This is a genomic window from Streptomyces sp. NPDC015661 (assembly GCF_043077765.1).
GTDB lineage: Bacteria > Actinomycetota > Actinomycetes > Streptomycetales > Streptomycetaceae > Streptomyces.
This window is the reverse complement of sequence record NZ_JBIBST010000004.1, coordinates 464,793-479,724: the sequence shown is the minus strand read 5'-3', so window position 1 is coordinate 479,724 and position 14,932 is coordinate 464,793. Positions and strand designations below refer to the sequence as shown.

The window sequence follows — 14,932 nt, the reverse complement described above, 5'->3', positions numbered from 1 at the left end:
CACCATGGTCCCATGCCCGCCGCCCTGCGCCCGGTTTGGGCGGTCCCGAGAGTGACTGATAGTGTGGACAGCTGTGTCTCGCATGCCCTCTCAGCTGCGGGGCGCATCCAGAAGGAACATCGAACCTGTAAAGGCTCTTTTCGTGGCGAACATCAAGTCCCAGATCAAGCGGAACAAGACGAACGAGAAGGCGCGCCTGCGCAACAAGGCCGTCAAGTCCTCGCTCAAGACCGCGATCCGCAAGGCCCGTGAGGCTGTCGCCGCCGGCGACCTCGAGAAGGCCACCGTTGCCACTCGCGCCGCCTCGCGTCAGCTCGACAAGGCTGTCTCGAAGGGTGTCATCCACAAGAACGCCGCCGCCAACAAGAAGTCGGCGCTGGCCACCAAGGTTGCCTCCCTCCAGGGCTGAGCTCTGATGTGATCGGCCGTACGGGACTCAGCGGGCCCTCTACCCCGCTCCCGCCCGGCCACCCGGACTCGCGCACGGACGCGTTCGCCACGCGGGCGCGAGCCCACCAGGAACAACGCCGAAGGCCCCACTGCCTCCTTCCCCAGGAGCAGCGGGGCCTTCGCCGTGTGCGGGGCGGAAGGGGGCGACCCTCGCGGGGGCCGGTAGCGGGAGGCGCGGCTGGACGGCCACGCTTCGGGCCCGCCTCGGCGACGCGAAGCTGACGCGCGAGGCAGCCTTCGGTGCCTGGTGGCACCGCGGAACAGACCGGCCCCCTCGGGGGCCGGCTGCCGTCTTGGTGCGGGGTCCGGGGCGGAGCCCCCGGAGGAACCGGACCTCAGCCCCCACCAGCCCCGGCAGGGTTTCGGGACGGGGCGGGGTGGGGGACCCTCCGGACGCGCACCACCCGACCCCGCACCGACGCCGACCACCCGCACGGCCCCCCGCACCGACGCCGAACCGCCCGCACCGCACGGCCCCCCGCACCGACGCCGAACCGCCACGCCGCACGGCCCCCCGCACCGACGCCGAACCGCCCGCGCCGCACGGCCCCCCGCACCGACGCCGAACCGCCCGCGCCGCACGGCCCCCCGCACCGACGCCGAACCGCCACGCCGCACGGCCCCCCGCACGGCCCCCGCAAGGCCTCAGGCGCGCCGCATCCTCGCCGCCCGCGCCACCGCGACCACCGCCTTCTCCAGGGCGTACTCCGGGTCGTCGCCCCCGCCCTTCACCCCCGCGTCCGCCTCCGCGATCGCCCGCAGCGCCAGCGACACCCCGTCGGGTGTCCAGCCACGCATCTGCTGCCGCACGCGGTCGATCTTCCAGGGCGGCATGCCCAGCTCCCGCGCCAGGTCGGCGGGCCGCCCGCCGCGGGCGGAGGAGAGCTTGCCGATCGCCCGTACGCCCTGGGCCAGCGCGCTGGTGATGAGCACGGGCGCGACCCCGGTCGAGAGCGACCAGCGCAGGGCCTCCAGGGCCTCGGCCGCCCGCCCCTCGACGGCGCGGTCCGCGACGTTGAAGGAGGAGGCTTCGGCGCGGCCCGTGTAGTACCGCCCGACGACGGCCTCGTCGATCGTCCCGTCCACGTCGGCGGTGAGCTGGGAGACCGCGGACGCGAGCTCCCGCAGATCACTGCCGATCGAGTCCACGAGCGCCTGGCAGGCCTCGGGCGTGGCCGACCGCCCCAGCGCCCGGAACTCCTGCCGTACGAACGTCAGCCGTTCCGCCGGCTTCGTCGTCTTCGGGCAGGCGACCTCACGGGCCCCGGCCTTGCGCGCCGCGTCGAGCAGTCCCTTGCCCTTGGCGCCGCCGGCGTGGAGCAGGACGAGCGAGATGTCCTCGACCGGGTCGGCCAGGTACGCCTTGATGTCCTTGATCGTGTCGGCGGAGAGGTCCTGAGCGTTCCGCACGACCAGCACCTTGCGCTCGGCGAAGAGCGAGGGGCTGGTGAGCTCCGCCAGCCCGCCGGGCTGGAGCTGGTCGGGGGTGAGGTCGCGCACGTCCGTGTCGGCGTCGGCGGCCCGCGCGGCCGCCACCACCTCCTGGACGGCTCGGTCGAGGAGCAGGTCCTCCTGCCCCACGGCGAGCGTCACGGGGCCGAGGAGGTCGTCGGGGGAAGTCTTTCTGGTGGCCATCGCGATCCAGCATCCCACGGGCCACTGACACCACCGCCCGCGCAGGGGACGAGAATGGCGGGGTGAGTGAACGACACGTACTGGTACTCCCCGACCGCGACGCCGCCGAGGAGGTCGCCGGGGAACTCCCCGACCGTTTCGGCCTGGCCGAGGAACCGCAGCTCGTACGGGACGCCCTGGCCGGGGAGGACGACGCCGAGGACGCGCAGTGGCTGGTGGTCGTGGAGGACCCGGACGCCCGCCTCGACCCGGCGGCGCTGGACGAGCTGGCCGCCGAGTACGAGGGCTGGCTGGAGGCCCCGTAGGACCGCCGGGGGCGCCCGTCAGCCCTTCTTGGGGACGATCTGGACGTCGAGGTCGATCGTGATGCTGGACCCGACCGCCGCGATCCCGCGCGCGAGCAGCGTCTGCCAGGTGAGGGTGAAGTCCTCCCGGTGCAGCTCGGTGGTGGCCCGGCAGGCGCCCCGGGTCTCGCCCTCCAGGCCGTTCCCGAGGCCCAGGTACTGGGTGTCGAGGGTCACCGTGCGGCTCACGCCGTGGAGGGTGAGCGCGCCGGTGACGGCCCAGCGGCTGCCGCCCCTGTGGACGAAGCGCTCGCTGAAGAACTCCAGCGTCGGGTAGGCGCCGACGTCGAGGAAGTCGCCGGAGCGCAGGTGGTCGTCCCTCATCTGCACCCCGGTGTCGATGGAGGCGGCGTCGATGACGACGTGCATCGCTGAGTGCTCCATGCGCTCGGCGATCCGTACCGCGCCCGCGAAGCTGTTGAACCGTCCGTGGATCCGGGCGAGGCCGATGTGGCGCGCGGTGAAGCCGATCTGCGAGTGCAGGGGGTCGATCTCCCAGTCGCCCGGTTCCGGGAGCTGTGGCTGCGGCGCGACCTGGAGCAGCACGTCGCCGAGGCCCTGGTGCTGACCCTCGGTGACGACGGCGCTGCCGTGGTAGGGCGTGTACCCCTCGGAGGTGACGGCGACCCTGTACTCGCCCGCCGGCACGGTCGCGAGGACCGTGCCGTACGGGTCGGTCTCTCCGCCCAGGACCTTGCGGCCCGCCGTGTCGCTGACGACGAACTCGGCCTGGCGGACGGGTTCGTGCACGGGGTCGAGCACCCGGCAGCTGAGCACGCCCGCCGAGGAGGGGACGGCGAGACCGGCGAGCGGACCGCCGCGCGCGGCTCCCGCCGCGTGCTTCCCGAAGAGACGATCGAACATTCTTCACGCACCCCCGTGCGACTCGTTCACTATGCAACGAAGTCGCATTCGATCACCGTTGAGGCGTTCGAGGCAAACGGGGCGAGTGGAGGCAAGTGTTACCGAGGGTCCGAATTAAAGATTCCGCTTCGCACGGCCGGCAGCACGTCGAACTCGATCCCGAAGAGCTCCCGGTACGCGCTCCTCACCTCGTCCTCGCCGTCGAGAATCCGCTCCTCGCGCTCGCCGCCCGCCCGGGTGATCAGCTTCGGGGCGCTGAGCGTGATCCGGCCGTCCTCGGTGAGCCGGGAGCAGATGAGGGACCGCGGGAAGTGCGAGTCGGGCGAGGTCTGGTGGTACCAGGCGCCCGCCGCGAAGTCGGCGAGCTCCCGCGGCCGCGGCTCCAGCCGGTACTTCGGCTTCCCGTCCCGCAGCACGTCCAGGTCGCCATCCGCGGTCTCCACGATCCGGAAGACCCCGCCCGGGTCGGTCTGGTCGTCGCGCGCGTCGAAGGCCAGCGGATGGTGACTGTGCTCGCCGAAGCCGACGTCCGCCAGCCACCGCTCCCCCTCCGCCGTCTCCACGAGCAGCGCCATGTGGTCGTACGGGATCCCCGGCTCCCCGTCAGGCCCGATCACCCGCGCCTGGAGCAGCGCGACCTCGTAGCCGAGCCCCCGCAGCAGCACGGCGAACGCCGTGTTGACCTCGTAGCAGAACCCGCCCCTCCGGGCGCCGACCACCTTTTCGAGCAGCGCCTTCTCGTCCAGGACGACGGGCTCGCCGAGATGGATGGAGAGGTTCTCGAAGGGCACGGTCCTCAGGTGCAGCAGATGCAGCTCACGCAGCGCGGCGGCGTCCGCGCGCCCCGGCCGCTCCGCCCCGATACGGCGCAGATAGGCGTCGATGGCGGCAGGTTCGTGTGTGGTCATTCCGGCAGTCTGCCCGCTCGGTGATCAACTCCTCAACGGGTTACCCGACGGGCACCGATTCCCCGTCCCTCACGGGCAGTTCCCGCATCTTCGGCACCGGCGAGGGCAGCAGCCAGAGGACGGCGAGGACGGCTCCGGCGGTGGCGATCCACAGCGTGGGGCGCAGCCCGAGGGCGGTTCCCAGCAGACCGCCGGCGAGCGCGCCGAGCGGACGGAAACCGTGGTTGAGCGTGCGGAACGCGCCCATGACCCTCGCCCGTACGGCGTCGGGGATCGCCGCCATCTGGAAGGAGCCCACGGAGATGTCCACCATCATCACCCCGACGCAGGAGAGGAACTCCGCGACGAAGAGCACGCCCACCACCAGCGGAAGAGGCCCGCCCGCCAGGGGTATCAGGAGCAGCGGCAGCGTGAATCCGAGGAAGCCGGCGACGATCGAGCCGCCGATGCCGATCCGCCGGACGATCGCTCCGCTCCACGCCGCGCCGAGGAGGCCGCCCACGGCTCCGGCCGCGAGCACGAGGCCGAGCAGACCCGCGCCGATGCCGAGTTCGGTGGTCGCGTAGAGCACGAAGAGGGTGTGGAACATGAGGTTGAAGAACTGGACCGTGCCGGCGGCGGCGAAGAGCGCGCGCATCGAGCGCTCCCGGACCACCCAGCGCAGCCCCTCGGTGAAGTGCCCCTTGGTCACGGGCGCCGGCGGCGGTTCGACCGGCTTCACCCGGCTCAGGTACCCGGCCGACACCAGATAGGTGAGGGCGTCCGCCACCAGCGCGAACGGCGCGGTGAGGAACTGCACCAGCAGGCCCCCGACACCGGGTCCCGCGAGCCAGGCCATCGAACGGCTGCCGTTGACCAGTGCGTTCGCCTGGACGTAGCGCTCGGTGGGGACGAGGGCGACGAACAGCGTGACGTTGCAGACCTCGAAGAGCACGGTGAGCGCGCCGATCCCGAAGGCCACCGCGTACAGCTGGCCGAGCGTCAGCGCGTCCAGCGCATAGGCGACGGGGAGGCTCAGGACCAGCGCCGCCCGCCCGAGGTCGGCCACGATCATGGCGCGCCTGCGACTGGCCTGCCGGTCGGCCCAGGCGCCGATCGGCAGGTTGAGCAGGAGGGCCGGCAGGAGTTCGGCGGTCTTGAGCAGGCCCATCTCCGCGGCGTCGGCACCGAGGACCAGGACGGCCGCGAGCGGGATCGCGATGAGCGAGATCTGGTCCCCGGCGAGGGAGACGGTCTGCCCGGTCCAGTAGCGGCGGAAGGTCCGCTCGCGCAGCAGCGCCGGTATGCGTTCCACGAGGGCCATCTCGGTCACTCCTCTTCGCTGTCGGGGACGTCCTGGTCCAGGTAGGCGATCCGCAGGATGCTGACGGGCCGAGCTCCCTCGGGCCTGAGGGCCGGGTCGGCCCCCCGCGCCTCGTAGGGCCGGAGCAGTTCGTCGATCCGCTCTCCGAGGCCGGCCAGCTCCTCGGGGGTGAGGTGGAGCAGGGAGTCGCCGAACTGCTCGGCCTCCCGCCACTCCCTCGGCAGCCGGTGCCGGTTCTCGATGGCCCGGGTGACCCGCTCGAAGTAGCGCTCGGCGACGGCGGCGCTGAGCGCGTCGGCCGCATCGGCGACCGTCGCGTCCTCGCTGTACTCCGGCCATTCGGTGTACCGGGCGGTGGCCTGCCAGGGCTTCTCCCGCCCCCGCCCGCCGGGCGCCTCCTCCACCAGCCCGTACTTGGCGAGTATCCGCAGGTGGTAGGAGCAGCTGGCCACGGATTCGCCGGTCAGCTCGGCGGCCCGGGTGGCGGTGAACGGCCCGCTGCTGCGCAGCAGCCCCACCAGCGTCATCCGCAGCGGATGGGCGTAGGCCCGCAGTGCGCGCGGGTCGGTGAGTCGGATGCTGCGGGGCTGCTCGCCCCCGGGCTGCTGGTCGCTGGTCTCCGGCATGATGAAAAGATATCTTTAGAAAGACTCCTTTACAACCACTCCTTTACAAGCGCTTCTCGACAAACACCTCCCTCCAAGCACGCTCGTCGGCTTCACCCTCCTCCAAGCACGCTCGTCGGCTTCACCCTCCTCCCGGTACGGCCACGAGCCCACGCCCCGCCCCCACCACCGCGACGGCCCCGTCCCGATCGGTCCGCAGCACCCGCGCACCGCCCGCCCGCAGCGCCTCCAGCGTCCGGGGCGCCGGGTGCCCGTACGGGTTGTCGCGCCCCGCCGACACGAGCGCGAGTCTCGGCCGCACCAGCCGCATCAGCCCCGGGTCCTGGTGCGCGGAACCGTGATGGGCGACCTTGAGCACATCCACCGGCCCAAGCCCCGGATGAACCCGCGTCAACGCCCGCTGGGCCGGCGGTTCGAGGTCCCCGAGGAGCAGCAGACTCAGCCCTCCGGCGGTACGGACAAGCAGCGTCACACTGGCGTCATTGGGCCCGTCGCCGAACTCCCCGCCACCCGCCCACGGCCAGAGCACCCGCCACTCCAGGCCCCCGATCCTCCGTCTCTCGCCGGGCCCCGCCCGGATCAGCGGCACCCCGGCGGCCGTCGCGGTCCGCCGCACGAACGCGGCCTGGCCGGGCGGCTCTTCGAGCCCGGTGACCTGGATCGCGCCCACCGTCCTCCCCCGCAACACCCCGGGAAGTCCGGCCACATGGTCCGCGTGGAAGTGGGTGAGCACCAGCAACGGCACCCGCCGCACCCCGAGTTCCCGCAGACAGCGATCCACCGGTACGGGGTCGGGGCCCGCGTCCACCACGACGGCGGAGTCCCCGCCCGCCGCGAGCACCGTCGCGTCCCCCTGCCCCACCTGGCACATCGCGAACACCCAGCCCGGCGGCGGCCACCCCGTGACCCACCGGACCACCGGCACCGGCCGCACCACCACGAGCAGCAGCACCGCGGCGACGATCACGCCGACCGCACCCCGGTACGGCAGCCTGCGCGCCCCGAGCACCACCAGTGCCGTGACCAGCGCCAGCGCGACGCCTCCCCACCACCCGCCGGGCCACGCCAGCTCCGCCCCCGGCAGCGCGGCGCCCGTACGGGCCACCCGCGCCAGCCACCCGGCCGGCCATCCCGCCACCCACGCGAGCCCCTCCGCGGCCGGCATCCAGACCGCCGCGAGGGCGAGCGCGGCGAACCCGCACACCGTCGCCGGCGCCACCGCGAGTTCGGCGAAGAGGTTCGCCGGGACGGCGACCAGACTCATCCGGGCCGCGAAGACCACCACGACCGGCGCGCACACCGCCTGCGCGGCCAGGGCCGCGCCCAGCGCCTCGGCCGGCCGGCCCGGCACCCGGCGCCGCCGCAGCGCCTCGCTCCAGCGCGGGGCGATCGTCAGCAGCGCCCCGGTCGCCAGCACCGAAAGCAGGAAGCCGTAACTCCGCGCCAGCCAGGGGTCGTAGAGCACCAGGAAGAGGACGACCGCGGCCAGCGCGGGGATCAGGGATCTCCGGCGTCCGGTCCCGATCGCCAGCAGGACGACGAGCCCGCAGGCCGCGGCCCGCAGCACGCTCGGATCGGGCCGGCAGACGATCACGAAGGCCAGCGTCAGCACTCCCCCCGCCAGCGCCGTGAACCGCAGCGACAACCCGACCCGTGGCGCGAGCCCGCCCCGCTCCACCTGGTGCGCCCGCCCGGGCCGCCCGATGAGCAGAAGCAGCACCACCGTGAGGTTGCTCCCGGAAACGGCCAGGAGGTGGGTGAGATCGGTCGCCTCGAACGCCTCCCTCAGCTCGGGCCCGATGCGGGAGGTGTCCCCGACGACCAGCCCGGGCAGCAGCGCCCTCGCGTCCGGATCGAGCCCCTCGGTCGCCCTCCGCAGCCCGGCGCGCAGGTCCCCCGCCGTCCGCTGCAACGCGCTCGGCGGGCCGACGATCCGCGGCGGTCCGGCCCCGTCGACCTTGAGCACCGCAGCGAAGGGCTCGCCGGGCCGCAACGGCGGCGCGAGCCGGGCGCCGACCCGCAGCCGGGTGGAGGGCAGGAGCCGCAGCCATTCCTCCCGCCCCTCCCCCGACGGCACGATCAGCAGGACCGGTGTCCGGGTCCGGTGGACCGAGCCGTCCGACCGCTCGACCCGGGTCACCTCGCCGTCCAGGACGATCGAGACCGGCGCCATCGCGTCGCCCCGGACCTTGGGCCTGGTGAGCCGTGGATCGGAGGTCACCGCCACCTCCAGCCGCGCCCGGGCGTACTCCCGCGCCAGCTCGGGCACGGGCCCCCGCCGAAGGTCCGCCGCGTGCAGACCCGCCGAGGTGGCCCCGGCCGCGGCGCAGAGCAGCACCCCGGCCCACGCGGTCGCCCGTAACCGCCACCCCGGCGTGACCCCCGGTGCTGCGGCGCCAGTACGAGGACCGGGACCGTCGCGCCCCCGAACCGGCCGGCGCGCCAACAGAACCAGCGCCCCCACCAGGCAGACCGTGACACCGGCCACCGTCCACCACCCGGTGATGCCCACGGCGCAGGACGCCGCCGCCCAGGCCGCCGCCGCGAGGGGAACGAGCCGGAGATCGACCGGCTCCTCCCGCCGCACCGCCCCGCGAGCGCCCGGTTCCTCGCCGGTGAGCTCCTCGTGCTTCATGGCCGGACCAGCGGTTCGAGATCGGCGAACCGGCGCTCACCGATGCCATTGACCTCTCGCAGTTCCCCGACCGATCGGAAGCCGCCGTGCTCCGTCCTGTGGTCGACGATGTGCTGGGCGAGCACGGGCCCCACACCCGGGAGGCCGTCGAGCTGCTCCGCCGTGGCCGTGCTGAGGCTGAGCGGCATCCCCGGCGCACCACCTCCGGCACTGCCGCCCGGCCCCGTACCGCCGGCAGGGTTCCCCGGCAGACCGACCAGGACCTGCTCGCCGTCGAACAGGACACGGGCCCGGTTGACCCCGGTGAGATCCGCGCCGGGCTCCGCCCCGCCCGCCGCCCGCAGGGCGTCCGCCACGCGCGAGCCGGCGGGCAGGGTCAGCACCCCGGGCCTGCGCACCTTGCCGCCGATGTCGACGACGACCCGGCCCCCGGAAGCCCCGGCCTCCGGCACCGGACCCGGTCCCGGTACCGCCATCGAACCGGCCCTCGGCGCGGGCTCGGGCACGGCGGCCGCGGGGGCGGCGGCACGGACGAGTTCGGGAGCGCGCACCGGCTCCGGCCGCCCGGTCCAGAAGTACCCGCCCGCGAGGCCCGCGGCGACGAGCAGGACCACCGTCAGCGCGCCCAGCGCCCTCGGCTCCAGACCGCACCTGGTCTGCACCCACAGCGGCGTCCGGTCGCGGAGCACCGCGGCCAGCCGCTCCCGTACCCCCGGCGGGGAACCACGCTCCGGCGCCTCCGGCACCTCCCGGACCTCCGGTACCTCTGGCGCGCACACGGGAGGCGATGCCGCCACCGGCACGGGTGGTGTCCCCGTCGGGACCACCGGCACCGGTGGTGTCGCCGTCGGGAACAGGGCGTCCCCCCGTCGCCGTACGGCATCCCCCGGCTCTGCGAGGCTCCGGCCGGCCGGGACGCGCCTCCGTGCCCGTCCTGCGGGCGAGCCGCGCCCTCCGGGGCGACTGCGCCCGTCCGAACCGGGCGCCCGACCGGGCCCGCTCGTCGGGCCACCCGCCCGGCCCGAGGTCCTGGAGGTCGTCGATGGGATACGTGTACGAAGAGTCATGTCCGTGACGGTAGAGATCACGGCAGGTCCGTGCGGAGCTCAGCAGTCTTCCGTGGACAGGCGCTCCGCTGTGGAAAACTCCGTCACCCTTGCGGGGGGGCGCCTGGGGCTCGGCCGGCTGAGACTCGGCCCGCTGGGACTCGGCCCGCTGGGACGAGGGGTCTCAGCGCGGCGAGACCACGACCGCGAGGAGCCCGGGGCCGGTGTGGGCGCCGATGACCGCGCCCACCTCGCTGACGTGGAGTTCCTCGATTCCCGGGACGCGCTCCCCGAGCCGGTCCGCGAGCGCGTCGGCCCGCTCCGGTGCGGAGAGGTGGTGCACGGCGATGTCGACGGGGCCGGAGCCGGCCCGTTCCACGGCGATCTCCTCCAGGCGCGCGATCGCCTTCGAGGCCGTTCGCACCTTCTCCCGCAGTTCGATCCGCCCGCCGTCGAGTTCGAGGAGCGGCTTCACGGCGAGCGCGGAGCCGAGCAGTGCCTGCGCGGCACCGATGCGCCCGCCCCTGCGCAGATAGTCCAGGGTGTCGACGTAGAAGTAGGCGGAGGTGCCCGCGGCGCGCTTCTCGGCCGCCGCGACCGCCTCGTCGAGGGAGCCGCCGGCCTCCGCGACCTCCGCCGCCGCGAGGGCGCAGAAGCCGAGCGCCATGCCGACCATGCGGGTGTCCACCACGCGTACCGGCAGGGGGGCGTCCTTGGCGGCGAGCACGGCGGCGTCGTAGGTCCCGGAGACCTCGGCGGACAGATGGAGCGAGACGACGCCCTTGGCGCCCGCCGCGGCGGCCTCGCGGTAGGCCTCGGCGAAGACCTCGGGGCTCGGCCGCGAGGTGGTGACGGGCCGGCGCTTCTGCAAGGCCTCGGCAAGGGCCTTCGCCGAGATCTCGGTGCCCTCCTCAAGGGCGCGGTCGCCGATGACGACGGTCAGCGGGACCGTGGTGATGGCGTGCCGCTCCCTCGTCTGGCGTGGCAGGTAGGCCGTGGAATCGGTGACGATCGCGACATGCCGGGACATGAGCGGGAGGTTACCCGCCGAGGCTGTCGCACGGCAGCCCGGCCCCCCACCGGACGCCCGTCCGCGCCCAGCCGAGACTTCGCCGGGGGCCGTTCCGTCAGGTGGTGGTCTCCGGGCGGGCCGACTTCTCCCAGGGGTAGGCGGTCCGGCGGGGGTCGGGCCCCGTGATCGCGGACGGCTCTCCGGCTGCCCGCGGACCGGCCTGACCGGCGGGCCTGGCGGGCCCTGCGGGCTGCCGCCGTCCGTCGGCCGGGGCCGCGTCCGGCGCCCCGGCCCCGGGACCACCCGCCCGCGCCGACCCCGACGTGGTCCCCGAGGTGGCCCCCTGCGCACTCTCCGGACCCGTCCAGTGACGCAGTGCGCCCGCCTCGACGTCGATCTGCGCGCTGAGCGTCGACAGGTCGTCCTCCGCGAACTTCAGCGCCCGGTCCCGGGCGGCGCGCCGCAGCGCGTCGGCCGAGCCCGTGATCCGCTCGGTCCGCGCGGCGAGCTCGGGCAGCTGGCCGGCCACCCACGCCCGGTCGGGCTCGCGCTCCAGACGCTTGAGGTCCGCGTCCAGTTCGAGCCCGTGGGCGCTGAGCCGGCGGAACAGGTCGAGCGACTCCTTCAGCGAGGCGTCCTCGCCGACCCCCGCCTGCAGCGCCTCCTGCGTGGCGCGCATCGAGGTGCGCAGCGAGAGTCGCAGCCGGGCCAGTTCGCCGGCGACCCCGGCCTGGCCGAGGCTCTTGGCGCGCAGGGTGGTGTCCTCGACCGTGCGCCGGGCCTGGTCGATGGTGCGGTCGACGCCGCGCTTGGCGGCCTTCGCGACCTTCACGGTGACGAACACCCCGAGTGCCACGAAGGACAAGAAGAGCAGCGCCATGATCGTGATAATCGTGGCTTCCATGTGCGGCCCCTCCGGCGTCCGTCGAATCCCCACGGCTGTGGTTCCTCCACCGTAAACGGAAGTGGCAGGCCGGGGGTTCCATCGGAACCCCCAACCTGCCACTAGGGGAAACCCCTATGTGCCGCTAGCCCGCGACGATGTTGACCAGCTTCGGCGCGCGCACGATCACCTTGCGGATCTGCGCGCCGCCCAGCGCCGCGACGACGTGCGGGTCGGCCAGCGCCAGCGTCTCCAGCTCCGCGTCGGTGATCGACGGGGAGACCTCCAGGCGGGCCCTGACCTTGCCCTTGATCTGCACGACGCAGGTCACGGTCTCGTCGACGACGTACGCCGGGTCGGCGACCGGGAAGTCCTGGTGGACGACCGAGCCGGTGTGGCCCAGCTTGCGCCACAGCTCCTCGGCGATGTGCGGGGCCAGCGGGGCGACCAGCAGCACCAGCTGCTCGGCGACCGGGCGGGAGATCGCGCCACCGGACTTGGTCAGGTGGTTGTTCAGCTCGGTGATCTTGGCGATGGCGGTGTTGAAGCGCATCGCGGCCATGTCCTGCGCGACGCCGTCGATCGCCTTGTGCAGGGCGCGGAGCGTGTCCTCGTCGGGCGCGGTGTCGACGACGGTGACCTCACCGGTCGCCTCGTCGACGATGTTGCGCCACAGCCGCTGCAGCAGCCGGTACTGGCCGACCACCGCGCGCGTGTCCCAGGGGCGGGACACGTCCAGCGGGCCCATCGCCATCTCGTACAGGCGCAGGGTGTCGGCGCCGTACTCGGAGCAGATCTCGTCCGGCGTGACCGCGTTCTTCAGGGACTTGCCCATCTTGCCCAGGACGCGGCTGACCTTCTCGCCCTGGTAGTAGAACGCGCCGTCCCGCTCCTCGACCTCGGCCGCCGGCACGGCGATGCCGCGCGCGTCCCGGTAGACGAAGGCCTGGATCATGCCCTGGTTGTACAGCTTGTGGAACGGCTCGGCCGAGGAGATGTGGCCCAGGTCGAACAGCATCTTGGACCAGAAGCGGGCGTACAGCAGGTGCAGCACGGCGTGCTCGGCGCCGCCGACGTACAGGTCGACGCCGCCGGTCGGCATGCCCTCGCGGGGGCCCATCCAGTACTGCTCGACGGCGGGGTCGACCAGCTTCTCGGAGTTGTGCGGGTCCAGGTAGCGCAGCTCGTACCAGCAGGAGCCGGCCCAGTTGGGCATGGTGTTGGTCTCGCGCCGGTAGCGGCGCGGGCCGCGGCCGTCGCCCAGGTCCAGGGTGACGTTGACCCAGTCCTCGTTGCGGGACAGCGGGGTCTCCGGCTGGGTGTCCGCGTCGTCGGGGTCGAAGGTGCGCGGCGAGTAGTCCTCGACCTCCGGCAGCTCCAGGGGCAGCATCGACTCGGGCAGCGAGTGGGCGACGCCGTCCTCGTCGTAGACGATCGGGAAGGGCTCGCCCCAGTACCGCTGGCGGCTGAACAGCCAGTCGCGCAGCCGGAAGTTGACGGTGCCCTCGCCGATGCCGCGGTCGGCCAGCCAGGCGGTGATCTTCGCCTTGGCGTCGACGACGCCCAGGCCGTCCAGGGAGATCTCGCCGTTGGCGGAGTTGACCAGCTTGGCCTCGTACGAGGAGAAGGCGTCGTCCCAGGTGGAGGGGTCGGTGCCGCGGTCGTCCGAGGGCTCGACGACGCAGCGCATCGGCAGCTCGAAGGCGCGCGCGAAGGCGAAGTCGCGGCTGTCGTGCGCGGGGACGGCCATGATCGCGCCGGTGCCGTAGCCCATCAGGACGTAGTCGGCGATGAAGACCGGGACGGGCTGTCCGCTGACCGGGTTGGTCGCGTACGCGCCGGTGAAGACGCCGGTCTTGTCCTTGGCCTCGGCCTGGCGCTCGACGTCGGACTTGGAGGCGGCCTGCTTGCGGTAGGCGTCGACGGCCTCGGAGGGGGTGGCGTGACCGCCGGTCCACACCTCGTGGGTGCCCTCGGGCCAGGCGGCCGGGACGATCTTCTCGACCAGGTCGTGCTCGGGCGCCAGGACCATGTAGGTGGCGCCGAACAGGGTGTCCTGGCGGGTGGTGAAGACGGTGATGGCACCGGTGTCGCCGACCTGGAAGTCGACGCGGGCGCCCTCGGAGCGGCCGATCCAGTTCCGCTGCTGCAGCTTGATGGCCTCGGGCCAGTCCAGCGCGTCCAGGTCGTCGAGCAGGCGGTCCGCGTAGGCGGTGATCCGCATGTTCCACTGGCGCAGCTTGGCCTTGAAGACGGGGAAGTTGCCGCGCTCGGAGCGGCCGTCGGCGGTGACCTCCTCGTTGGCCAGGACGGTGCCCAGGCCGGGGCACCAGTTGACCGGCGCGTCGGAGGCGTACGCCAGGCGGTACTCGCCCAGGACCTCGGAGCGCTCGGCGGCGCTCAGCTCGCTCCACGCGCGCGTGCCGGGGACCTCACGCGTGCCGTTCTCGAACTGCTCGATCAGCTCGGCGATCGGCCGGGCCTTCTTGGCCTCGTCGTCGTACCAGGAGTTGAAGATCTGCAGGAAGATCCACTGGGTCCACTTGTAGTAGTCCGGGTCGATCGTGGCGAACGACCGGCGCTTGTCGTGGCCCAGGCCCAGCCGGCGCAGCTGGACCTTCATGTTCTCCATGTTGGCCTCGGTGGACACGCGCGGGTGCGTGCCCGTCTGCACGGCGTACTGCTCGGCCGGCAGGCCGAAGGCGTCGAAGCCCAGGGTGTGCAGCACGTTGTGGCCGGTCATGCGCGCGTGGCGGGCGAAGACGTCCGTGGCGATGTAGCCCAGCGGGTGGCCGACGTGCAGGCCCGCACCCGAGGGGTACGGGAACATGTCCATGATGAACTTCTTGGGCAGGGCCGCGACCGCGGGGTCGCCCGCCAGGTCACCCGTGGGGTTCGGCGCCTCGTAGGTTCCCTCGGCGTCCCAGAAGTCCTGCCAGCGTGCCTCGATGTCGGCGGCCATGGCCGCCGTGTAGCGATGAGGGGCCGCCGTCTCGGCGGCCGTAGTGATCTCGGTCATGGTCCTAGATGCTCCATCGATCGTCTCTGCCCACTGCCACGAACTGCCCGAAATGAAAAATCCCCTCGCACAGGAGGGGATGCCGCGCCGACTCCGACGGGATGTCTGTCACCCGTCGGGACTGGTCAGCGCGGCTCGGTAAGCAGGAGGCGTACGGCACGCATGGCGCCAGGGTACCGCAGGGCCCGAGCGGGCCGCACCGGCGTT

12 protein-coding genes are annotated in these 14,932 nt (G+C 73.2%); 2 read left to right on the top strand and 10 right to left on the bottom strand.

Annotated elements, in window-relative coordinates; genetic code table 11:
- The first annotated feature begins 142 nt into the window (after positions 1-142).
- The gene (gene rpsT, locus ACF07V_RS14025) at positions 143-409 is read left to right on the top strand and encodes a 30S ribosomal protein S20 (RefSeq protein WP_188270270.1); all 267 of its coding nucleotides are present in this window, start codon (positions 143-145) and stop codon (positions 407-409) included.
- 686 nt (positions 410-1,095) lie between these two features.
- On the opposite strand, the gene holA is transcribed toward rpsT, so the two are convergent.
- Positions 1,096-2,085, bottom strand: a complete 990-nt coding sequence (gene holA, locus ACF07V_RS14020; protein ID WP_392154017.1) for a DNA polymerase III subunit delta — start codon at positions 2,083-2,085, stop codon at positions 1,096-1,098.
- Positions 2,086-2,147: 62 nt separating this feature from the next.
- Here holA and ACF07V_RS14015 point away from each other — a divergent pair, with 62 nt between their 5' ends.
- Positions 2,148-2,390 (top strand): hypothetical protein, encoded by a 243-nt coding sequence (locus tag ACF07V_RS14015; protein ID WP_392154015.1) that lies wholly within the window; start codon positions 2,148-2,150, stop codon positions 2,388-2,390.
- An 18-nt stretch (positions 2,391-2,408) separates the two neighbouring features.
- Here the strand turns inward: ACF07V_RS14015 and ACF07V_RS14010 are convergent, their stop codons facing one another.
- From ACF07V_RS14010 to leuS, 9 genes are all read right to left on the bottom strand, one after another.
- Entirely contained in the window at positions 2,409-3,293 is an 885-nt protein-coding gene (locus ACF07V_RS14010) for a YceI family protein (RefSeq protein ID WP_392154014.1), read from the bottom strand.
- Positions 3,294-3,391: 98 nt separating this feature from the next.
- On the bottom strand, positions 3,392-4,201 hold the full coding sequence (locus tag ACF07V_RS14005; RefSeq protein WP_392154012.1) for an arylamine N-acetyltransferase: 810 nt from the start codon (positions 4,199-4,201) through the stop codon (positions 3,392-3,394).
- A 40-nt stretch (positions 4,202-4,241) separates the two neighbouring features.
- Entirely contained in the window at positions 4,242-5,513 is a 1,272-nt protein-coding gene (locus tag ACF07V_RS14000; RefSeq protein ID WP_392154011.1) for an MFS transporter, read from the bottom strand.
- On the bottom strand, positions 5,510-6,130 hold the full coding sequence (locus tag ACF07V_RS13995) for a winged helix-turn-helix domain-containing protein (RefSeq protein WP_392154009.1): 621 nt from the start codon (positions 6,128-6,130) through the stop codon (positions 5,510-5,512). The genes ACF07V_RS14000 and ACF07V_RS13995 overlap by 4 nt, the downstream gene beginning before the upstream one ends.
- A 121-nt stretch (positions 6,131-6,251) precedes the next feature.
- Complete coding sequence (locus ACF07V_RS13990; RefSeq protein WP_392154007.1) at positions 6,252-8,765, bottom strand: ComEC/Rec2 family competence protein; 2,514 nt, start codon at positions 8,763-8,765, stop codon at positions 6,252-6,254.
- Positions 8,762-9,511, bottom strand: coding sequence for a helix-hairpin-helix domain-containing protein (locus ACF07V_RS13985; RefSeq protein WP_392154005.1), 750 nt, complete (start codon positions 9,509-9,511; stop codon positions 8,762-8,764). Before ACF07V_RS13985 ends, ACF07V_RS13990 begins: the two co-directional genes overlap by 4 nt.
- A 484-nt stretch (positions 9,512-9,995) precedes the next feature.
- A complete protein-coding gene (locus tag ACF07V_RS13980; protein ID WP_392154003.1) occupies positions 9,996-10,841 on the bottom strand; it encodes a DegV family protein in 846 nt (281 codons plus the stop codon).
- A 97-nt stretch (positions 10,842-10,938) separates the two neighbouring features.
- Entirely contained in the window at positions 10,939-11,727 is a 789-nt protein-coding gene (locus tag ACF07V_RS13975) for a hypothetical protein (RefSeq protein WP_392154002.1), read from the bottom strand.
- Between the two features lie 124 nt (positions 11,728-11,851).
- A complete protein-coding gene (gene leuS, locus ACF07V_RS13970) occupies positions 11,852-14,725 on the bottom strand; it encodes a leucine--tRNA ligase (RefSeq protein WP_392154000.1) in 2,874 nt (957 codons plus the stop codon).
- Between the last annotated feature and the right edge of the window lie 207 nt (positions 14,726-14,932).